19 protein-coding genes are annotated in these 19,016 nt (G+C 74.8%); 8 read left to right on the top strand and 11 right to left on the bottom strand.

The window, feature by feature from the left end:
• Positions 1–103: 103 nt before the first annotated feature.
• From ACFV1L_RS29760 to thrS, 4 genes are all read right to left on the bottom strand, one after another.
• Complete coding sequence (locus ACFV1L_RS29760) at positions 104–718, bottom strand: vitamin K epoxide reductase family protein (RefSeq protein ID WP_380371591.1); 615 nt, start codon at positions 716–718, stop codon at positions 104–106.
• Between the two features lie 4 nt (positions 719–722).
• Complete coding sequence (locus ACFV1L_RS29765) at positions 723–1,517, bottom strand: DsbA family protein (protein ID WP_380371593.1); 795 nt, start codon at positions 1,515–1,517, stop codon at positions 723–725.
• 177 nt (positions 1,518–1,694) lie between these two features.
• A complete protein-coding gene (locus ACFV1L_RS29770; protein ID WP_380371596.1) occupies positions 1,695–2,333 on the bottom strand; it encodes a hypothetical protein in 639 nt (212 codons plus the stop codon).
• Between the two features lie 288 nt (positions 2,334–2,621).
• The gene (thrS, locus tag ACFV1L_RS29775; protein WP_380371598.1) at positions 2,622–3,833 is read right to left on the bottom strand and encodes a threonine--tRNA ligase; all 1,212 of its coding nucleotides are present in this window, start codon (positions 3,831–3,833) and stop codon (positions 2,622–2,624) included.
• Positions 3,834–4,138: 305 nt separating this feature from the next.
• Here thrS and ACFV1L_RS29780 point away from each other — a divergent pair, with 305 nt between their 5' ends.
• Together ACFV1L_RS29780 and ACFV1L_RS29785 are read left to right on the top strand one after the other, a co-directional pair.
• Positions 4,139–5,407, top strand: coding sequence for a cytochrome P450 (locus ACFV1L_RS29780; RefSeq protein WP_380371600.1), 1,269 nt, complete (start codon positions 4,139–4,141; stop codon positions 5,405–5,407).
• Between the two features lie 50 nt (positions 5,408–5,457).
• Positions 5,458–6,231 (top strand): SDR family oxidoreductase, encoded by a 774-nt coding sequence (locus ACFV1L_RS29785; protein WP_380371602.1) that lies wholly within the window; start codon positions 5,458–5,460, stop codon positions 6,229–6,231.
• A gap of 5 nt (positions 6,232–6,236) precedes the next feature.
• On the opposite strand, the gene ACFV1L_RS29790 is transcribed toward ACFV1L_RS29785, so the two are convergent.
• From ACFV1L_RS29790 to ACFV1L_RS29805, 4 genes are all read right to left on the bottom strand, one after another.
• Positions 6,237–6,929 (bottom strand): hypothetical protein, encoded by a 693-nt coding sequence (locus ACFV1L_RS29790; RefSeq protein ID WP_380371603.1) that lies wholly within the window; start codon positions 6,927–6,929, stop codon positions 6,237–6,239.
• 84 nt (positions 6,930–7,013) lie between these two features.
• The gene (locus ACFV1L_RS29795) at positions 7,014–8,159 is read right to left on the bottom strand and encodes a Cmx/CmrA family chloramphenicol efflux MFS transporter (RefSeq protein ID WP_380371604.1); all 1,146 of its coding nucleotides are present in this window, start codon (positions 8,157–8,159) and stop codon (positions 7,014–7,016) included.
• 298 nt (positions 8,160–8,457) lie between these two features.
• Positions 8,458–8,943: a GNAT family N-acetyltransferase gene (locus tag ACFV1L_RS29800; RefSeq protein WP_380371607.1), complete on the bottom strand. Its 486-nt coding sequence runs from the start codon at positions 8,941–8,943 to the stop codon at positions 8,458–8,460.
• A gap of 54 nt (positions 8,944–8,997) precedes the next feature.
• The gene (locus ACFV1L_RS29805; protein ID WP_380371610.1) at positions 8,998–9,396 is read right to left on the bottom strand and encodes a DUF1992 domain-containing protein; all 399 of its coding nucleotides are present in this window, start codon (positions 9,394–9,396) and stop codon (positions 8,998–9,000) included.
• Positions 9,397–9,534: 138 nt separating this feature from the next.
• Here ACFV1L_RS29805 and ACFV1L_RS29810 point away from each other — a divergent pair, with 138 nt between their 5' ends.
• The 3 genes from ACFV1L_RS29810 (at position 9,535) to ACFV1L_RS29820 (ending at position 11,367) form a co-directional block, all read left to right on the top strand.
• Entirely contained in the window at positions 9,535–10,263 is a 729-nt protein-coding gene (locus tag ACFV1L_RS29810; RefSeq protein ID WP_380371612.1) for a hypothetical protein, read from the top strand.
• The gene (locus ACFV1L_RS29815; protein ID WP_380371614.1) at positions 10,260–10,607 is read left to right on the top strand and encodes a winged helix-turn-helix domain-containing protein; all 348 of its coding nucleotides are present in this window, start codon (positions 10,260–10,262) and stop codon (positions 10,605–10,607) included. The genes ACFV1L_RS29810 and ACFV1L_RS29815 overlap by 4 nt, the downstream gene beginning before the upstream one ends.
• A gap of 100 nt (positions 10,608–10,707) precedes the next feature.
• Positions 10,708–11,367, top strand: a complete 660-nt coding sequence (locus ACFV1L_RS29820; RefSeq protein ID WP_380371617.1) for an SDR family oxidoreductase — start codon at positions 10,708–10,710, stop codon at positions 11,365–11,367.
• 348 nt (positions 11,368–11,715) lie between these two features.
• Here the strand turns inward: ACFV1L_RS29820 and ACFV1L_RS29825 are convergent, their stop codons facing one another.
• Positions 11,716–12,681: an ROK family protein gene (locus ACFV1L_RS29825; protein WP_380371619.1), complete on the bottom strand. Its 966-nt coding sequence runs from the start codon at positions 12,679–12,681 to the stop codon at positions 11,716–11,718.
• Between the two features lie 281 nt (positions 12,682–12,962).
• On the opposite strand from ACFV1L_RS29825, the gene ACFV1L_RS29830 reads away from it, so the two are divergent.
• Together ACFV1L_RS29830 and ACFV1L_RS29835 are read left to right on the top strand one after the other, a co-directional pair.
• Positions 12,963–13,589 (top strand): GDSL-type esterase/lipase family protein, encoded by a 627-nt coding sequence (locus tag ACFV1L_RS29830; RefSeq protein WP_380371621.1) that lies wholly within the window; start codon positions 12,963–12,965, stop codon positions 13,587–13,589.
• Positions 13,590–13,661: 72 nt separating this feature from the next.
• Positions 13,662–14,675 carry a LacI family DNA-binding transcriptional regulator gene (locus ACFV1L_RS29835; protein WP_380371624.1) on the top strand — a complete coding sequence of 338 codons (1,014 nt, stop codon included), beginning with the start codon at positions 13,662–13,664 and terminating at the stop codon, positions 14,673–14,675.
• A gap of 7 nt (positions 14,676–14,682) precedes the next feature.
• Here ACFV1L_RS29835 and ACFV1L_RS29840 read toward each other — a convergent pair whose 3' ends face one another.
• Positions 14,683–15,366 (bottom strand): hypothetical protein, encoded by a 684-nt coding sequence (locus tag ACFV1L_RS29840; RefSeq protein WP_380371627.1) that lies wholly within the window; start codon positions 15,364–15,366, stop codon positions 14,683–14,685.
• 145 nt (positions 15,367–15,511) lie between these two features.
• Here ACFV1L_RS29840 and ACFV1L_RS29845 point away from each other — a divergent pair, with 145 nt between their 5' ends.
• Positions 15,512–17,611, top strand: coding sequence for a transglycosylase domain-containing protein (locus tag ACFV1L_RS29845; RefSeq protein WP_380371629.1), 2,100 nt, complete (start codon positions 15,512–15,514; stop codon positions 17,609–17,611).
• A gap of 18 nt (positions 17,612–17,629) precedes the next feature.
• Here ACFV1L_RS29845 and ACFV1L_RS29850 read toward each other — a convergent pair whose 3' ends face one another.
• Complete coding sequence (locus ACFV1L_RS29850) at positions 17,630–18,907, bottom strand: hypothetical protein (protein ID WP_380371632.1); 1,278 nt, start codon at positions 18,905–18,907, stop codon at positions 17,630–17,632.
• Positions 18,908–19,016: the final 109 nt, after the last annotated feature.

The raw sequence follows: 19,016 nt of genomic DNA on the forward strand, positions 1-19,016 counted from the left end.
CCGGCGCCGGGGGGGCGCCCCCCGTCCACCCCCGGCGGCGCCGCCCCTCAACCGCGGGGGGGGCGCGCCCCACGGCAGCGGCCGGCCCCCACGACAGGGTGGATCAGAGCAGGGTCGACCAGTAGTACCAGAAGCGGGTCAGGATGAGCAGGGCGATCAGCAGGAAGCCGGCGGCCGGGACCAGCCACTGGTGGCGGAGGGCGGCGAGGCGGCGGATCGAGGCCGGGGCGGGGAGGACGCCGGTGCGCAGGTTGTGGACGGTGGTGGACCAGAAGAGGGTGATGACCACGGCCCACACGACCATGCAGTAGGGGCAGAGCGCGCCGATCTCGTACAGCGCCTGGTCGATCAGCCAGGCGACGAAGCCGAGGCCGAGGAGGGCGCCGCCCTGGAGGGAGAGCCAGAGCCAGCGGCGGTAGGAGGCGCCGGCGAGGAGGCCGGCGCCGATCGCCGCGAGGGCCCCGAACGCGGCCAGTCCGATGATCGGGTTGGGGAACCCGAAGGCCTCGGCCTGGTCGGTGCGCATGACGGAGCCGCAGCTGATGATCGGGTTGATGTTGCAGTTCGGCTGGTAGGCCGGGTTCTCGATCAGCCGGATCTTGTCCAGGGTGAGCTGCGCGGACGCGGCCAGGCCGATCAGCCCGCTGAGCAGGATCAGCCAGGAGAAGCCGCGACTCGCCCCGACCGGGGCGCTCGGTGTGGTGCGGGCCGTGGTCATCGCGTCACCCGCCGATCGTCTGCTTGACCAGGGCCGTGAACTGCTCGCCGTTGAGGGCCTTGCCGTTCTGGCCGATCACGTCGAGGGTCTTGCCGTCCAGCTTCACCGTCGGGGTGCCGGAGACGCCGCTCTTGTTGAACGCGGTGGCGACCTTGTTGGCCCAGCCCTTGTAGGTGCCCTCGGTGACGGCCTTGGTGAACGCCTCGGTCTTGAGGCCGGGGACCTGGTCGGCCAGCGCGAGGATGTGGTTGACGTCGCCGAAGGCGTCCTCGCTCTCGGCGGGCTGGTTCGCGTACAGCACGTCGTGGAACTGCTTGAACTTGTCGACGCCCTCGTTGAGCGCGGCGCCCGCCGCGGCCAGCGCGGTCTTCGAGCCCTTGCCGCCGAGGTTGTTGTCGAGGAACGCGGCCAGGTGGTACTCGATCTTGTACTGGCCCTGGTCGGCGAGCTCCTTCACGGTCGGGCCGGCCGCGGTCTCGAAGGACTCGCAGACCGGGCAGCGGAAGTCCTCGTACACGGCCAGGGTGTGCGGCGCGTCCGCCTTGCCGTAGACGATCACGGTGTTGTCCGGGCCGCTGGTGTTGGCCGGGACCGCCGCCGGGGTGCTGCCGGAATCGGAGTCCTTCGACGCGTTGACGGCGAGCGTGGCGCCGCCCGCGATCACGGCGACGGCCGCGACCACCGACACGCCGATGGTGATCGCGCGGCGGCGCTTGGCGCGCAGCGCCTCGGCCTGCTGGGCCTGCTTCAGGCGCTCGCGGGCGGTGACGGTCTTGGCGGACTTGTGGGTGCTGGGCATGGTGATCCGTCTCCTCTGCACCCGGCGGCCGGCCCGGCGCGGCGTCCGTCAGGTGGTCTCACCTGGACGGGGACGGCAGCGGGCGGCCCGGCGGGGTGCGGGTCGATGAAGAAAAGAGTGGGCAGCGCGGGATGCCCGGAGACGGCCGCGGTACGCGTCGTGCGGAGTGACGGGCCGTCAGCAGGCGAAGGCCGGCTGCGGCGGTCCGCGACGCGGGGCGGGGGAGTGGACGGCGTCCTGCGGACGGCGCGGGGCGGGCTCGGCGCCCGCCGACGGCAGCAGCGCCGCCGGGCAGCCCGGACGGGCCGCCAGCAGCAGCGCGCGCCAGCGGCCGGGCAGCGCCCGGGCCATCGTGCGCAGCGCCTCGCCGACGCCTTCGAGCGCGGCGTCGGCCAGCCGCAGCCAGGCCGCGGCGATCAGCGCGACCGCCAGGTGCACGCCCAGCACCAGCAGGCGCAGCATGCCCGCCGAGTTGTGCGTCCACTGCGCGAAGAGTTCGGAGCCGCTGACCCGGTCGCCGCCGCAGACCAGCAGGTCGACGCCGTGGACGGGCCGGGAACAGGCGTCCTGGCCGAGGTTGAAGGCGGTGTTCAGCAGCAGCTCCACCGGCACCAGGACGGCGGACAGCAGCAGGAAGCGGCGGCGGGCGCCGTCCAGCAGGACCGCGAGCAGGAACACCGCGACGCAGGCCGCGGCGACCAGGGTGAGCGGCAGGGCACGGCCGGTGATGACCACCTGGCCGAACGCGGCCAGCGGCACGGCGAGCGCGGTGAACACCGCGCCCCGCAGGGCCCTGGTCGCGTGAATGCCGGTCATGGCTCCGGAGTATGTCACGCCGAACGTCCCGGGCACGAGGGCCGTTCGGCCCCGGGCCGACCCGTCCGACCTGCGGATAAGCCCCGGATAAAGGGCACTTCGGCGCTCACCGGTGCACCGGGGGCGGGTCGGCCGCCCGCCGGGCGGCCCGCCGGGCCGGGGCGCGGCGTGGGACTTGTCACGTCCCCGCTGTGGCCCGCGCCACGTCCCCGGCCCGGCGGACGGGAGTTCACCGGGCGGGCGGCCGGAGCCCGCCGGAGGCCGGACCGCCGGGCTCCGGCCGCGAGGTCACCACAGCTCCACCGCGTGCGCCCGCACCTGCGCGCCGATCCGCTCCAGTACCTCCCCGGCCGGCCGCGGGTCGAGCCGGCGGCCGTCGCGCAGCCGCACCGCGAGGGCGCCGTCGGCGACCTCGCGCGGACCGAGCACCACCTGGTACGGGACGAGCCGGGCCTCCCGGACCCGCGCCCCCAGCGAGCCGCGCTCCGCGCCCAGCACCTCGGCCCGCAGGTCCAGCTCCAGGCACCGGGCCGCCAGCTCCCGCGCCGCGCCGTCCTGCTCCTCGCCGAGCGGCAGCACCGCCAACTGCACCGGCGCCAGCCAGGCCGGGAACGCCCCGCCGTGCCGCTCGATCAGGTGCGCCACCGCCCGCTCCACGCTGCCGACGATCGACCGGTGCACCATCACCGGCCGGTGCCGCGCGCCGTCCGGCCCGACGTAGTGCAGGTCGAACTGCTCCGGCTGGTGGAAGTCGACCTGCACGGTCGACAGGGTCGACTCGCGCCCCGCGCCGTCCACCACCTGCACGTCGATCTTCGGCCCGTAGAACGCGGCCTCGCCGACGCCCTCCTCGTACGGCACGCCCAGCTCGTCCAGCGCCCGCACCAGCAGTGCGGTCGCCCGCTCCCACAGCTCCGGCCGGGCCACGTACTTGCCGCCCGGGCCCGGCAGCGACAGCCGGTGGCGGGACGGGACGATGCCCATCGCCCGGTGGGCCGCCGCGATCGACTCCAGCGCCCCGCGCACCTCCGCGGCGACCTGGTCGAGGGTGCAGAAGATGTGCGCGTCGTTCAGCTGGATCGCCCGCACCCTGGTCAGCCCGCCCAGCACGCCCGACCGCTCCGAGCGGTACATGCCGCCCAACTCGGCCATCCGCAGCGGAAGTTCGCGGTAGCTGCGGGAGCGGGAGCGGAACATCACCGCATGGTGCGGGCACAGGCTGGGGCGCAGGACCAGCTGCTCCCCGCCCATGGACAGCGGCGGGAACATGTCCTCCCGGTAGTGCGCCCAGTGCCCCGAGCGCTCGTACAGCTCGCGTTTGCCCAGCACCGGCGAGTACACGTGCCGGTAGCCCGCGCGCCGCTCCAGGGTGCGGACGAAGTCCTCCAGGCTCTGCCGCACCACGGCGCCGTCCGGCAGCCAGTACGGCAGGCCCGCGCCGATCAGCGGGTCGGTGTCGAACAGGCCCAGCTCGCGGCCCAGTCTGCGATGGTCGTGCACGGCGGTCTCCTCACCGGAAGGGGGACGAGCCGCCGCCGGCCGCACACACGCGAAAGCCCCGGGCGCTCGGCCCCGGGGCTTGATTCGAAACAGCAGTCAGCGCGCCGGGACACTCTCCGGCGTCGTCGTGGGCATCGCAGCGCGCTTCATGCCGCCACGCTAACAGCAGCGCCCGTGCGCCGCACCGGAATTACCGCCCGCCCCGGGCGCGGCGGAGCCGTCGCGGGCCGCCGTCGGGCGGGTACGCTCCGTCAGGCCGGGCGGCGTCCGGACGGCAGTCGAGCGCAGCAGGGGAGATCGCAGTGGTGACGGCAGCGGACAGCACCCTTCCGGAACTCGACGCCGAGGAACTGGTCCGCTGGCGGGCCGGCGGCGGCCGACTGGTCGACCTGCTGACGGCCGCTCAGCGGCTCGGCCCGGTCGCCGGGTTCCGGATCGGCGGGCGGCAGGTGGTGCTGGTCACCGGGCCGGAGGAGGTCCAGCACGTGCTGGCCCGCCGCCCCGACACCCACGTCAAGCACGGCCACCGCGCGAAGGTGCTGCTCGGCGACGGCCTGCTGTGCGCCGCCGGAGAGCCGTGGCGGCGTCAACGCAAGGTGCTGCAGCCGCAGTTCACCGTCCGCGGGATCCGCGCCCACGAGCCGCAGCTGCGGGCCGCGGTCGCCGCGTTCGCCGAACGCTGGCGGACGGCCGCCGACCGCGGCGAGGTCCGCGAGATCGACGCCGACCTGCGGTTCTTCTCACTGGACGTGATCTGGCGCTCGCTCACCGCCCAGGCCCTGGACGAGCCCACCTACCGCCGGCTGGTCGCCGCCGGTGACAGCCTGGCCGCGATCCCCGCGTTCGCCCCCGCCACCGGGGAGACCACCGCCGACTTCGGCCGGGCCGTCGCCGACGCCGACACGGCCGCCCGGCACGCCATCGCCCTCGCCCGACAGGCCGAGCAGCCCACCCTGATCGCGGTGCTGCTCCGGGCCGCCCGCGAACTGCCCGACTACGACGAGTCCCTGGTCCGCGACGAGCTGCTCACCCTGATGGTGGCCGGCTACGAGACCACCGCCACCACCCTCGGCTGGCTGTTCCTGCTGCTCGACGCCCACCCCGAGCAGCGGGCCCGGGCCCTCGCCGCCGGCCCGGCCGGCTCCGCCGAACGGGCCGCCGCGATCCGCGCGCTGATCGACGAGACGCTCCGGCTGTACCCCGTCGCCTGGCTGATGCCCCGGCACGCGGCCGAGGACGACACCGTCGGCGGCGTGCCCGTCCCCGCCGGGGCGACGGTGCTGCTCTGCCCCTACCTGACGCACCGTGACCCGGCGCTGTGGCCCGACCCGGAGACCTTCCGCCCGCAGCGCTTCCTGGCCGGCGAGCGGCGCCCCGCGCCCGGCACCTACTTCCCGTTCGGCCTCGGCCCGCGGGCCTGCATCGGCGCGCAGTTCGCGGTCCGCGAGATGACGCTGCTGCTGGAGGAGGTGCTCCCCGCGTTCCGGCCGGAGATCCGGGAGCGGCCCGAGGAGACCGGCTACCGGCTGACCGTCCACCCCGACGGCCCGGTCCGGGCCGTGCTGCACCGGTAGCTCCGCAAACCGCTTGCCGGGCGGGCGACGGCCGGTCAGGATCGGTGCCGATGAAGCCCGATCCGCACACCCCCGCCCGCCCCGTCGCCCTGGTCACCGGAGTCGGCCGCACGGTCGGCATCGGCGCCGCCGTCGCCGAGCGACTCGCCGCCTCCGGCTGGGACGTCGCGCACACCCACTGGACGCCCTACGACACCCGGATGCCCTGGGGCGTGGAGGCGGGCGGCGTGGAGGCCGTCGGCGCGGCGATCCGCGCCCGCGGCGCCCGACAGCTCGCGGTGCCCGCCGACCTGGCCGACCCCGCGACGCCCGCCCGGCTGTTCGACCGGGTGACCGCCCAACTCGGCCCGGTCACCGCGCTGGTGATGAGCCACGCCGAATCCGTCGACTCCGGCCTGCTCGACACCACCGTGGACAGCTTCGACCGGCACTTCGCCGTCAACACCCGGGCGAGCTGGCTGCTGATCCGCGAGTTCGCCCTGCGCTTCCCCGGCCCGTTCGGCACCGGCCGGATCGTCGCCCTGACCAGCGGCCACACCGTCGGCAACCTCCCCTACGGCGCCAGCAAGGGCGCGCTGGACCGGATCGCCCTCGCCGCCGCCCGCGAACTCGCCCACCTCGGCATCACCGCCAACGCCGTCGACCCCGGCCCGACCGACACCGGCTGGATGGACGACGCCGTCCGCGCCGACGTCCTCGCCCACACCCCCCTCGCCCGCCTCGGCACCCCGCAGGACGCCGCCCGCCTGATCGACTTCCTCTGCTCGCCGGACGGCCAGTGGATCAACGGCCAACTCCTGCAGAGCAGCGGCGGGTTCCAGTAGCCGGCCTATCGCGGCGCCTCGGACCGGGCGCGCAACTCCCGAGTGCGGGAGGCGAGTTCGTCCAGGGTGAGGGTCGCGGTGCCGTCCGTGAGGCTGCCCAGGGTGGAGCCGTCCGCCCAGGCGCAGACGGGGAGTTCGCGGTCGCCGGCGGCCATCGTGGCGCAGGCGAGCGCCCCGCCGAGCGGGCCCGGCTCGAAGGTGCGCAGGCCCGTGACGGCGGTGCCGTCGGCGAGCGTGCCGGCCCCGTCCGGGGACCGGCCGCCGAGCATCCGGGTGGCGGCCTGCGCGGCGTCCGGGACGGAGCCGTTCATCGCCACCGCCAGCAGCTCCGCCTCGCCGAGACCGGTCGCCCCCGGCTGCCCGTACGCCGCCACCTCGATGCTGCGCGGAACGTACCGCCTGCCGTTCTGCGTCTCGTACCCGGCCCGGAGCCGGGCCAGCTCCTGGTCCTCCGTCACCCGGGACAGGCCCGCGAACTCGGCGGGCAGGGCGACCTTGCGCTGCTCGACCTCGCCGTCGATCGCCACCAGGCCCAGGACGAGCAGCGCGACGGCCGACAGCGCGCCGACGCCGGCGCCGACCTGCCGCCCCGTCAGCCGCCGGTGCCACGGCACCGGCGGCTGCGGCTGCCCGCCCGCCGCCCAGATCGCCCGCAGGCTGTCCACGCCCGACGTCGGCGGCTGTTCGGCGGCGGTCACGGGCTCCCCCTGGCTGAAACGGAATCAGGACGTCCGATCGGACGGTGGCGAGCACTCTACAAGCCCGCTGAGCAGCGGCGACGCTCAGCCCCGCGCTGACGCCCCGTCACGCAGCAGCAGCCCGAGCAGCAGCGCGGCCACCGTGAGCGCGGCCGCCGCCCGCAGCGGGCCGGTGGGGGAGGGCAGGGTGGTGGCGGCCAGCAGCGGGCCCGCGGCGGCGCCCAGGTTGAGGGCCGCGGTGGCGTACGCGCCGGCCATCGTGGGCGCGCCCGTCGCCACGGCCAGCACGCGGGTGATCAGGGTGCCGCCGACCGCGAAGGACAGCGCACCCAGCAGCGGCACCAGCACGAGCAGCACGGCCGGACGGCCGGCGAACACGGCCAGCGCCGCCCACCCGAGCGGCAGCAACGGGCCCGCCACGGCCAGCAGCCGCCCCGGATGCCGGTCCGCGAGACGCCCGGCGACGGCGACCCCCAGCACGGTGCCCACGCCGAACAGCACCAGCACCGGCGGCACCCAGCCCCGGCCGAGCCCCGCCGGGCCGGTCACCACCGGGGCGAGGAAGGTGAACGCGGCGAACGTCCCCGCGTTCACCAGCGCACCCAGCAGCAGCACCCCCAGCAGCCGGGGCCGGGCCAGTTCGGCGAGCTCCGAGCGCAGCGCCGGACGGCCCTCCGCCGGCCCGCGCCCGCCCGGCACCCCCAGCAGCACCCCGACCGCCGCCGGCGCGCAGAGCACCGCCACCGCCCAGAACGAGGCCCGCCAGCCGAGCAGTTGACCGAGCAGCGCACCTGCCGGGACGCCCGCGACGGTGGCCGCCGTCGTCCCGGACAGCAGCACGCCGACCGCCCGGCCGCGCCGGTCCGGTGCGACCAGCTCGGCCGCGGCCGTCACCGCGAGCGCCAGGAACCCGGCGTTGGCGAACGCCGCCACCACCCGGGAGGCGCACAGCACCGGAAAGGCCGTGGTCGTGGCACCCGCGACGTGGGCCGCCGCGAACAGGACGAGGAAGGCCAGCAGCCCGGACCGGCGCGGCCAGCGGCGGGCCAGCGCCGCCATCGGCGGCGCGCCGGCGACCATGCCGACCGCGAACGCCGAGGTCAGCAGGCCGGCCGTGCCGACCGGCACGTCCAGCTCGGCGGCGAGCTCCGGCAGCAGGCCGGACAGCATGAACTCCGAGGTGCCCATGGCGAACACGGCCAGGGCGAGCAGATACAGGGCAAGGGGCATCGGAAGGAACTCCGGGGTGAGGAGCGGAAACGGACAGCCGTCCCGTCACCCGGAGCCCGCGCGACTCGCGCAGGGCGCACGCCGACACCCCGCACGGCCCCCCAGCGGGGCGGTGCGGCGGACGGCAGGCGGACTCGGGTGTCTCAGGGGCCGACGGCAGGGCCGAAGACCCCCACCTCGTCCGACTCGGGGCTCACCACGCTCCGCACCGTACCCCACGGCGGCCCGCCGGTCAGCCGGATTCCGCCGAGCCACCGGCCCGGCCCTCGGCATGCCGCACCGCGCTCTTGACGGCGCGTCAGAGCTCCTTGCGCAGCGACATGGCCGCCACCCGGTAGCCGTTCGCGCGGTACAGCGCGATGGCGGCCTCGTTGCCGCCGAACACGTTCAGGCCGAGGGCCGTCCGGCCCCCGCGGGCGGTGAGGGCCTCGGCGGCGCGGAGCATCGCCGAGCCGAAGCCCCGGCGGCGTACCGCCGGAGACACGTAGAGGTCGTACAGCCAGGCCGAGTCGCCGCCGCCGAGGGCCTGGCGAGGGTCCGGTCCGATCCACGCCTCGCCGACCACCCGGCCGTCGGCGTCCTCGGCGACCAGCAGGTGGTGGCCTGCCGTGTCGGCCCCGTTCGGCAGGAACTGTGCGGAACCCTGCCGGGCCCGCTCCAGCGCCAGCTCTTCCGGCAGGAACGCGGCCAGTTCGCGCGCCGTCTCCGCCTCCCGGCGTTCGGCCGAGGCCCGGTACTCGGCCGGTGTCATCGGTCGCAGCCGCACCGTCTTCCGGTCGTCCATCCGGTCATCATCGACCGACGACGCCGCTGCGGGCAGCACGCGTCGGCGGGTCGATCAGGAGCGCTCGCGGCGCCATTCGGCGACGGCGGCCTCGACGTCGACCGGCGCGACCCCGAGCGGCGGACCCTCGATCGGGCGGCGCAGCGCGGCGTCGATGCGGGAGTTGACCCCGGCGAGCCGCTTGCGCAGCAGTTCCTCGGTGGGTGCCGAGCGGGCGGCGTCGAGCGCCTCGTGCAGTTCGTTGCGCAGCACGAGCGAGGGCGGCAGGAAGCTCAGTCCCTCGCGTTCGAGCTTCTCCCGGATCCACCACATCTCGTGGTACGGCCGGTTCTCGTGCGCGAGCGGCTTGCCCGCACCCGGCAGGTCGTCGAACGCGCCGCGCTCGGCGGCCTCCCGGATCTGCCGGTCGACCCAGCTCTCGAAGCCGACACCAGGGGGTTTGCGGTCGGTCACGGCGCGCCTCCCGTCTTCCTTCCGTGTCCGGACGGCTGTACCCACGAGCCTACGTCACCGGCCAACTCATGGGCGGCGGCCCCGAAACGGTCCGCTCGGTCTCTTGCCACAACCAGTTTGGAATGCAAACCTGACGGCATGACAGACGCTTCCGTGCCCGCGAACGGCACCCCGCACGAAGTCCTCGCCGGACTGGGCGAGTTGACCCGCAAGGTGCGTGCCGCCCAGCGCGGCACCTGGTTCCCGCTGCTGCTGCTCGGCGCCCTCACGCTCGGCGGGATCCTGGTCAGCCGCCTCACCTACCGGATCCTCACCGTCGCCTGCCCCGACTCCGGCAGCTGCACCCTGGTCAGCCAGGGCTCCCCGCTGTACTGGCCGATCGGGCTCGCGGCCGCCTACCTGGCGACGGCGGTCTTCTACGTCCGCCGCGCCCGGCGCCGGGGCGTCGGCACGACCGTCCGGCCCTACGTCCTCACCGGCATCGCCCTGCTCGCGGTGGTGGCCGCCACCTCGCTGTGGGTCACCCGGCACGGAATCCCGCAGCCCGGCGAACCGCTCGACCTCTGGGGCCTGCGACTCGCCCCCGACTCCCCGGCATCGCGGTTCGTCGGACGGCTGACGGGCGACGCACTCGCCGTCGGACTGCCACTGCTCGTCCTGGCCCGGGTGGAACGCAGCCGCGCGCTGCTGCTGCTCGCCGCGGTGTACCTGGCCGTCGAACTGCTGCCGCCCGGCACCGGCTGGGCCGGGATCCCGATCACCTCGCCGTGGGCGTTCCTGCCGCAGTACGCCGTCCCCGGCACGATCCTGCTGCTCGGCGCCCTCGGCTTCGCCCTGGCCGAACGCACCCGGGGACGCGCCGCGTGACGAACGACCAGCCCGAACAGCGCGACCCGCACCCCGCCACCGCGCTGGACGACGTCGTCCACCAGCGCGTCCGGCTCGGCATCCTCACCGTCGCCCACCAGGCCCGGCGGGTCGAGTTCGGCTTCCTGCGCACGGCCCTCGGCCTCACCGCGGGCAACCTCAGTCAGCACCTCACCGTGCTGGAGAAGGCCGGCCTGATCGCCGTCGAGAAGGGCTACGAGGGCCGCCGCGCCCGCACCTGGCTCACCCTCACCCCCGCCGGCGAGCGCGCGCTCCGCGAGGAGGTCGCCCAACTCAAGCGCCTCATCCACCAGTTCGAGCAGGGCGGGGCACCGGCCCGCTGAGTCCGCCCCGCGCGGGTGGACAGCGGGCTCCTCACCCGAACGGCGGGGGGAGGACGTGTTGTCCCGGGAACGGCCGGCGGTGGCGCATACGGTCGGCAGCATGCGCATTGTCATCGCTGGTGGTCACGGTCAGATCGCGTTGCGGCTCGAACGGCTGCTGAGCGCACGGGGGGACGAGGTCGCGGGGATCGTCCGCAAGCCGGAACAGGCGGACGATCTGCAGGCGGCGGGGGCCGAACCGGTCGTCTGCGACCTGGAGTCGGCGACGGTCGCCGAGGTCGCCAGGCACCTGGAGGGCGCCGACGCGGCCGTGTTCGCGGCCGGCGCGGGACCGGGCAGCGGGGCGGACCGGAAGGACAGCGTCGACCACGCGGCCTGCGTGCTGTTCGCGGACGCGGCCGAGGCCGCGGGCGTGCGGCGCTTCCTCGTGGTCTCCAGCATGGGCGCGGACCGCGAGCCCCCGGAGGGCACGGACCCGGTCTTCGCCCGCTACCTGCGGGCCAAGGGCGCGGCGGACGCCGACGTCCGCTCCCGCCCCGGCCTCGACTGGACGATCCTGCGTCCGGGAGCCCTGACGGACGAACCGGGCACCGGCCTGGTGCGGATCGCCGCGTCCACCGGCCGCGGCGAAGTCCCGCGCGACGACGTGGCGGCCGTCCTCGCCGCACTGCTCGACGAGCCGAGGACGGCCGGGCTGACGCTGGAACTGATCAGCGGCGACACGGAGGCGACCGCAGCCCTCGCGGCGCTCACCGGCTGACCGCACCATCTCGCCGGTGACCGCGTCGAGGTGGCGGAGCGTCAGGCCGGCGCTGCCCGTGCCCGCCGACACAGCACGGCGCTGCGGGGGCGCCGGTTCCGGGGACGGAGGGCGGGGGGAGCGGTGGGGCCGGGGCCGTTGTGCACGAACCTCCCCTGACCGGTCGGTGCCGGACTGCCGAGCCGGCGTCAAAAACCTTCGGCAAGGCGGAAGTCGGTGCCGGTGTCCGGTGCCGGTCCGGTCGCTCGCGGTGGCGTGCGGGTCCTGCGGGCCCGGGTCGGTCCTGCGCGGGTGTGCCAAGGGCTGTGCGCTGTGCGGCCGACCGGGTGGGGTGGGATGCCGTCGCTGTCAGGAGCCGAGTGCGGTCGGGCGGGCGAGGGCGGCGGCGCCGACGAGGCCGGCGTCGGTGGCGAGTTGGGCCGGGGCGAGGGCGAGGTCGCGGGTGAAGGGGAGCGTGGCGTAGGAGGAGAGGTGACGGGCGAGGGGCGTGAAGAGGACGTCGCCCGCGGTGGCGACGCCGCCGCCGATCACGGCGACGTCGAGTTCGACCAGGGTGGCGGTGGCGGCGATGCCCGCCGCCAGGGCGCGTGCGGCGCGGTCGAAGGCGGCGAGGGCCAGCGGGTCGCCGGACTTCGCGGCGCGGGCGACGGCCGCGGCGGTGGTGTCGCCGTCGGGACCGGGGCGCCAGCCGCTCTCGGCGGCGGTGCGGGCGATCGCGGTGCCGGAGGCGAGCCCTTCGACGCAGCCGCGTGAGCCGCACGGGCAGGGGCGGCCCTCGAAGTCGACGCTGATGTGGCCGAGATGGCCGGCGTTGCCGGTGGTGCCGGTGTGCAGGCGACCGTCCAGGACGAGGCCCGCGCCGACGCCGGTGGAGACCACCAGGCAGAGCGCGTTGCGGTAGGGGCGGGCCGCGCCGCGCCAGTGTTCGGCGGCGGTCATGGCGACCGCGTCCCCGCCGAGGACGATCGGCAGGCCGCGGACGGCCGGGTGGGCGGCGGTCTCCGCGCGCAGCGGAAACTCGCGCCAGCCCGGCAGGTTGATCGGGCTGACGGTACCGGCGGCGATGTCGACCGGCCCGGCGCTGCCGATGCCGAGGGCGCGGACCCGGTGCCAGTCGGGCAGTCGGGACAGCTCGTCGAGGACGCGGCCCACGGCCGCCATCAGGACGTGCCGGTCGCCGTCCGCCGGGGTGGGGACCTGGAGGCGGTGCAGCAGCGTGCCCCGGGTGTCGACCAGGCCTCCGGCGATCTTGGTGCCGCCGATGTCCAGGGCGGCGAGGAGCGGTCCGCCGAGGTCTGCCGGGTGCTGGTTCATCGTGACGTCTCCGCAGGTGGGACGGGGAGCGCCGTGGTGCGTGGCAGGGCGCCGTCGGATCGGTCCTGTGATTCTGGCCCGCTTTGACAACGTTGTCCAGCACGGTCCGGCACGAGCCGACCGGCTCAGCTGCGGTTCCGGCCGGAACGCGGCCGACGCGGTGTCAACGCCCCCGGGGCGGGTAGTCGACCGGTCGGCGGGCCACGCCGTCGACCCGGCCCGCCGAACGACCGAACGACCGGCAGACCGGCCGACCGCCGGCCCGCCCGCGAGGAGAGCGCATGCAGTCCGACGCCATCGTCCTGTTCCAGGGCGACAGCATCACCGACGCCGCACGCGACCGTTCCCGCCCCGCCGACCTCGGCCACGGCTACGCCGCCCTCGCCGCCGCCGCCCTGCGCGCCCGGCGGCCCGACCTGACGGTGCTCAACCGAGGCGTCGCCGGCAACCGGATCGGCGACCTGCGCGACCGCTGGGACGCCGACACCCTCGCCCACCGGCCCGCGCTGCTGTCCGTGCTGATCGGCGTGAACGACACCTGGCACCACTGCCAGGGCGGACCGCACAGCCCCGTCGAGGACTGGGAGGAGGAGTACCGGCAGCTGCTCGTCCGCGTGCACGGGCACTGCGCGCCCCGGCTCGTCCTGATCGAGCCGTTCCTGGTGCCCGTCACGCCCGACCAGTGGGCCTGGCGCGTCGACCTCGACCCGCGGATCCACGCCGTTCGGCGCCTCGCGGCCGAGCACGGCGCCCTGCTGCTCGCCGCCGACGGACTGCTCAACCAGGCCGCCCGCGCGGCCGGCCGGCCGGGCCTGGTCGCCGCCGACGGGGTCCACCCCACCGACCTCGGCCACCGCCTGCTGGCCGACGCGTGGCTGCGCCTGGTGCGCGACGCCGTGGGCGGGTGACGGGGCGTCGGACGGACCGGGACTCCGCCCGGGCGGCAGGGGCCGGGAGTACCCGCACTATTCTCCCTTGCCATGACCAGCAGCCTCCGCACCGGTGCCCGACCGACCATGAAGGACGTCGCCGCGGCGGCCGGGGTCGGGCTGAAGACCGTCTCCCGGGTGGTCAACGAGGAGAGCGGGGTGACGCCCGAGACGGCCGGGCGGGTGCGGGCGGCGATCGAGGCGCTCGGATTCCGGCGCAACGACAGCGCGCGGCTGCTGCGGACCGGCCGCACGGCCAGTGTCGCGCTGGTGCTGGAGGACCTCAGTGACCCGTTCTCGTCCGCGGTCTCCCGGGCCGTCGAGCAGGTCGCGGCCCGGGAGGGCTGCCTGCTGTTCACCGGCTCCAGCGGCGAACAGCCGGAACGGGAGCGGGAGTTGGCGCTCGCGTTCTGCGCCCGCCGGGTGGACGGGCTGATCGTGGTGCCGGCCGGCGACGACCACCGGTACCTGCTGCCGGAGATCGCGTCCGGGACGCCCGTGGTGTTCCTGGACCGGCCCGCCGGCGGCATCGACGCGGACGCGGTGCTCAGCGACAACGCGGGCGGCGCCCGCGCGGGCGTCGCGCATCTGATCGCGCACGGCCACCGCCGGATCGGCTTCGTCGGCGACCTGCCGGGCATCCACACCGCCGCCGAGCGCGAACGCGGCTACCGCACCGCGATGGCCGAGGCCGGACTCCCCGTCGACGAACGGTGGGTGGACCGCGGTCCGACCGACCGGACCCGGGTCGGTGAGGCGGTGCGCCGCCTCACCGGCGGGCCGGACGCCGTCACCGCGCTGTTCACCGCCAACAACCGCGTCACGCTGGCCGCCCTGCACCACCTCCCCGCCGACCGCCGCCCGGCGGTGGTCGGCTTCGACGACCTGGAACTCGCCGACCTGCTCACCCCCGCCCTCACCGTGGTCGCCCAGAACCCCGCCGCCCTCGGCGCCCTCGCCGCGGAGCGCCTGTTCGCCCGCCTGGCCGGCGACACCGGAGCGCCCGCGCGGCTGGAGGTCCCCACCGCGCTGATCGCCCGCGGCTCGGGCGAGATCCGTCCCTGAGGCGGCGTCATGTCGCCGCGTCGTGAAGCGCGTTGAGGCATTCGAGGCTCTTCCGCCGGTCCGCGCCGATCCGCTCCGTCGGCAGGGCGAGCAGCCACGCCGTCAGCTCGGACCCGACCTCGAGTTCGCCGTGCAGGCCGAACCTCAGATCGGTGAGGCGGTCGTGGAGCCACCCGTCCACGGCATCGGCGAGGTGCCGGTCGGCGGTCCGGGTCGCGGTGTCCGCCCAGGCGCGAAGCCACGGGGTGATCGTGCCGGTGGCCACCGCGGCCGTCTCCAGGGTCTCCAGCACGCCCGGTGACGGCGCGGGCCGGTCGAGGGTGGCGGCCCACCAGGCGTCCAGGACGTCGCCGATCAGCTCCGCCTCGGGCCAGTCGCGCCACCCGGCGGTGGCCAGCCGGGTGCCCACCACCCAGCCCTCCACGATCGACCGACCGGTCGTCAGCTTGCGCAGCACGACCGGCGTGAGCCGCCGGTACAGGGCGGGGAAGTCGTCCCAGAGGTCGGCGCTCTTCGCCGCCGCCGACTGGAGCAGCCGGTCCGGCAGCAGGGCCGGCGGTCCGGCGAGCAGGGTGAACTCCTCGGCGGTCCAGCAGTGTTCGCAGCCGTGCACCGGTGGGCCGGGGCGGGCGGTGCCGGCGGAGTCCAGGGCGTCCAGGGCGTGGTGGAGGCGCTGCTGAGCGGTCGTCATGGTTCCTGCCAGGGGTACTCCGCCGGTGCGAGCGGCGAAGAGCGCGACGTTACCAGAGGTTCCCGCCGGGCGGCGTGTTGATGATCACACCGGTCGGGGCGCGACGCACGGTGGGTTCAGCACGTCCAGAGACTGCGGGAGAGATTTGCCAGTCCAGCAGATCGGGGAACGCATGGTGTCCGGCGAGCCGAGCAGCGCGGTCGGGGAGGAAGCAGCCGACGGGCCGACGGGGCGTCCGAGGCGGTGGCCCGCCCGGAAGGCCGGGGCGGGACCGCGCCCGGACGGGAAGCGCCCGTGGGCGAAGCTGCGACCGGACTACCCGCGCAGCGGCCGCCACGGGGTGCGCCGCTGGCTCCCGTCGTGGCGCCAACTGGTGCTGCTGGCCGCGGGGGGCTTCGGCGTGCTGGTCGCCGCGGGCCTGGCGATGTACGCGGCGACGGACATCCCCAAGGACCTCAACTCCTTCGCCACCCAGCAGAACAACGTCTTCTACTGGGCCGACGGCACCGAGATGGCCCGCACCGGCCTGGTCAACCGGCAGGACGTGCCGCTGGAGCAGGTGCCCGAGCACGTCCGGTGGGCGGTGCTCGCGGCGGAGAACGCGACCTTCTACTCGGACCCGGGCATCTCGCTGAAGGGCATCGGCCGCGCCGTCTACCAGATGGGCTCGGGCGGCGACACCCAGGGCGGCTCGACCATCACCCAGCAGTACGTGAAGAACGCCTACCTGAACCAGCACCGGAGCTTCGGCCGCAAGATCGACGAGGCGTTCATCGCGCTCAAACTGGACCGGCAGGTCGGCAAGAACGAGATCCTCAGCGGCTACCTGAACATCAGCTGGTTCGGCCGCGGCAGCTACGGCATCGAGCGCGCCGCACAGGCCTACTACGGCAAGGACGTGTCCCAACTCGACCCGAGCGAAGGGGCGTTCCTGGCCGCCGTGCTCAAGGGGGCGTCACTGTACGATCCGGCGCTCGGCGGGGAGAACCGGGCCCGCGCGGTGGAGCGCTGGTCGTGGATCCTGGACCGGATGGTCGAGATCAGGAAGCTGTCCGCCGAGGACCGCGCCCGCTACACCGTCTTCCCGGAGCCGCAGGCCCCGCCGCAGCAGGCCGGCCTGAGCGGGCAGACCGGCTACCTGGTGGACCTGGCGAGGAGCTACGCGCAGAGCCGCGCGGACATCTCGCCGGCCCAGTTCGACCTGGGCGGCTACCAGATCTACACCACCTTCGAGAAGCCCCGGCAGGCCGCGCTGACCCGGGCCGTCCAGGACGCCGCGAAGAACCTCGACCCCGAGCACCGCCCCGCCGACCAGAACGTCCACCTCGGCGCGGCCTCGGTCGCCGTGGACGGCCGCATCCTCGCCGTCTACGGCGGACCCGACTACCTGAAACAGGGCTTCAACAACGCCAACACCGTGAACGTTCCCGCCGGTTCGGCGTTCACCCCGCTGGTGTACGCGGCCGGACTGGACCAGGGCGTGCAGCGCGAACGCCAGGGCAGGCGCACCCCCGTCCAGCCGTCCACCAGCTACAACGGGGACAACGGCGTCGACCTCCAGACCCCCGAGGGGCCGTACTGGGGACGGGACGGGAAGAAGGCCAAGGCCGCCAACGACGGCGGCCGGAGCTGGGGCCCGATCAGCCTGCGCACCGCGATCGAACAGTCCGTCAACGGCCCGATGCAGCAACTCGGCATGGACGTCGGCCTGGACAACGTCCGGCGCGGCGCGCTCGGCTTCGGCCTGCTGCCCGAGAGCATCGGCGACCTGGTCCCCGCCTTCCCGTTGGGCAACTCCACCCCGAGCGCGATCCGGCTGGCCGACGCCTACACCGCGTTCGGGGACGGCAAGGGCATGCGCACCGACCCGTACTCCGTCACCCGGGTCAGCCGCAACGGCGCCGACGTCGTCGTGCAGCGCCCGGCCCCCGTCCGGGCCGCCGGGGAAGCCGCGGCCGGCAGCGTCGACAGCGCGCTGCGCGGAGCCGTCAAGGAGGGCACCGGCAGGGCCGTCGGACAGGCCGTCCCCGACGCGGCCGGGAAGACCGGCGTCAACCAGGCCCGCACCGCCGGCTGGTTCGTCGGCTACCGGGGCCCCGTCACCACCTCCGTCACGGTCTTCCGGATGGACCCGAAGAGCCTGGAGCTGCTCCCGCTGACCGGGGTGGCCGGAGCCGATCCGGCCACCCCCGACTCCACCCTGCCCGCCGCCATCTGGGCCTCCTACACGAAGGCGGTGGGGTGAAGTGCCGCGCGCCGAAGGCTACTTGAGGTAGCTCGGCCAGTCCGGCGCCTGGGCCGGGTCGAGCCGGCGGAGCTGGTCCAGGACCTTCGGGTCCTGGACGTCCAGCCAGTCCGCGAGCTCCTTGAACGAGACGCAGCGCACGCCGTCCTTCTTGCAGACGGTCTTCATCACGTCCTCGATCGCCTGCATGTAGATGCCGCCGTTCCAGGTCTCGAAGTGGTTCCCGATGAACAGCGGCGCCCGGCTGCCGTTGTAGACCCGCTCGAACCCGTCGAGATAGCCCTCGCGGGTCTGCTTCTCCCAGGCGTTGTACTTCCGCGGGTCGCCCTGGGTGCTGTCGCCGGACTGGTTGGCGAGGAAGTTGAAGTCCATCGACAGCACCTGCTTGTCACCGAACGGGAGCAGCTGGAGCGGGAAGTTCCACACCCCGTTGGTCTTCGACGGCCAGACCTGGAACTCGCCCGGGGAGCTCGCGTCGTAGCGCCAGCCGAGGTCCTTCGCCGCCGCGACCAGGTTCTTCTGGCCCTCCAGGCAGGGCGCGCGACCACCCGCGAGATCCTTGCGGAAGTCGAACGGCAGCGGAGCCTCGCCGGCGAAACCGGTGTTGGTCCTCCAGTTGGTGACGAAGGAGTACGCCTGCTCGATCTCGCTGCGCCACTCGTCGACGCTCCAGTCGCCGCCGCCCTTCGGCCCGCAGAAGTGGCCGTTGAAGTGGGTGCCGATCTCGTCGCCGTCCTGCCAGGCCAGCCGCAGCTGCTCCAGCGTCTCCTTCACGTGCCCGTCGGTGGGGAAGGAGATGGCGGCGCTGCCCCGGTCGTGCTGCGGCGGCCGGTAGAGGTCGTGCTTCTCCTGCGGGAGCAGGTAGATCCCGGTGAGGAAGAACGTCATCGTCGCGTTGTTCTGCTTCGCCAGTTTCCGGAACCGGGAGAACAGGTGGTCGTCGTTCTCCAGCGCGCCGTCCCAGGAGAACACCACGAACTGCGGGGGCTTCTCCCCGGGTTTCAGCTTCTCGGCCTTCAGCTGGTTCGGCTGCGGCCCCGTGTCGGACGTCGAGCCGTCGCCGATCACCTTCACCTTGCCGTCCCAGCCGGGTGAGGGCGAAGCGCTGGGCGCCGCAGGGCTGGTCGACCCGGACGGGGTCGGCCCGGCCGCGGAGAGGGACTGCTGCGCCGGAGCGGAACTGCCGCCGGTGGCCAGGCTCACGCCGAGCGCGGTGACCGCGCCGGCCGCGACCACCCCCACCGCGACCCTGACGGCTCTGCTCCGCACCCCGCCCGCGCGCTGTCGGTCCGTCATCGCTCGCCGCTCCCCTCCGCCGTACGGCCACCCGGCTGGCGGACCGTTCGACAGTATGACGAGCTGGATCATCGGATTGGTTACTGCGAGGTGGCCGCCGCCGTCGGAA

Source organism: Kitasatospora sp. NPDC059646 (assembly GCF_042734615.1).
Classification (GTDB): Bacteria; Actinomycetota; Actinomycetes; order Streptomycetales; family Streptomycetaceae; genus Kitasatospora.

What these genes read in the sequence shown, in the direction of transcription:
- ACFV1L_RS29840 (WP_380371627.1), bottom strand. Translation starts at nt 15,366, where the DNA reads ATGACGACCGCTCAGCAGCGCCTCCACCACGCCCTGGACGCCCTGGAC.
- ACFV1L_RS29795 (WP_380371604.1), bottom strand. Translation starts at nt 8,159, where the DNA reads ATGCCCCTTGCCCTGTATCTGCTCGCCCTGGCCGTGTTCGCCATGGGC.
- ACFV1L_RS29810 (WP_380371612.1), top strand. Translation starts at nt 9,535, where the DNA reads ATGACAGACGCTTCCGTGCCCGCGAACGGCACCCCGCACGAAGTCCTC.
- ACFV1L_RS29765 (WP_380371593.1), bottom strand. Translation starts at nt 1,517, where the DNA reads ATGCCCAGCACCCACAAGTCCGCCAAGACCGTCACCGCCCGCGAGCGC.
- ACFV1L_RS29850 (WP_380371632.1), bottom strand. Translation starts at nt 18,907, where the DNA reads ATGACGGACCGACAGCGCGCGGGCGGGGTGCGGAGCAGAGCCGTCAGG.
- ACFV1L_RS29760 (WP_380371591.1), bottom strand. Translation starts at nt 718, where the DNA reads ATGACCACGGCCCGCACCACACCGAGCGCCCCGGTCGGGGCGAGTCGC.
- ACFV1L_RS29770 (WP_380371596.1), bottom strand. Translation starts at nt 2,333, where the DNA reads ATGACCGGCATTCACGCGACCAGGGCCCTGCGGGGCGCGGTGTTCACC.
- ACFV1L_RS29800 (WP_380371607.1), bottom strand. Translation starts at nt 8,943, where the DNA reads ATGGACGACCGGAAGACGGTGCGGCTGCGACCGATGACACCGGCCGAG.
- ACFV1L_RS29785 (WP_380371602.1), top strand. Translation starts at nt 5,458, where the DNA reads ATGAAGCCCGATCCGCACACCCCCGCCCGCCCCGTCGCCCTGGTCACC.
- ACFV1L_RS29830 (WP_380371621.1), top strand. Translation starts at nt 12,963, where the DNA reads ATGCAGTCCGACGCCATCGTCCTGTTCCAGGGCGACAGCATCACCGAC.
- ACFV1L_RS29825 (WP_380371619.1), bottom strand. Translation starts at nt 12,681, where the DNA reads ATGAACCAGCACCCGGCAGACCTCGGCGGACCGCTCCTCGCCGCCCTG.
- ACFV1L_RS29820 (WP_380371617.1), top strand. Translation starts at nt 10,708, where the DNA reads ATGCGCATTGTCATCGCTGGTGGTCACGGTCAGATCGCGTTGCGGCTC.
- ACFV1L_RS29835 (WP_380371624.1), top strand. Translation starts at nt 13,662, where the DNA reads ATGACCAGCAGCCTCCGCACCGGTGCCCGACCGACCATGAAGGACGTC.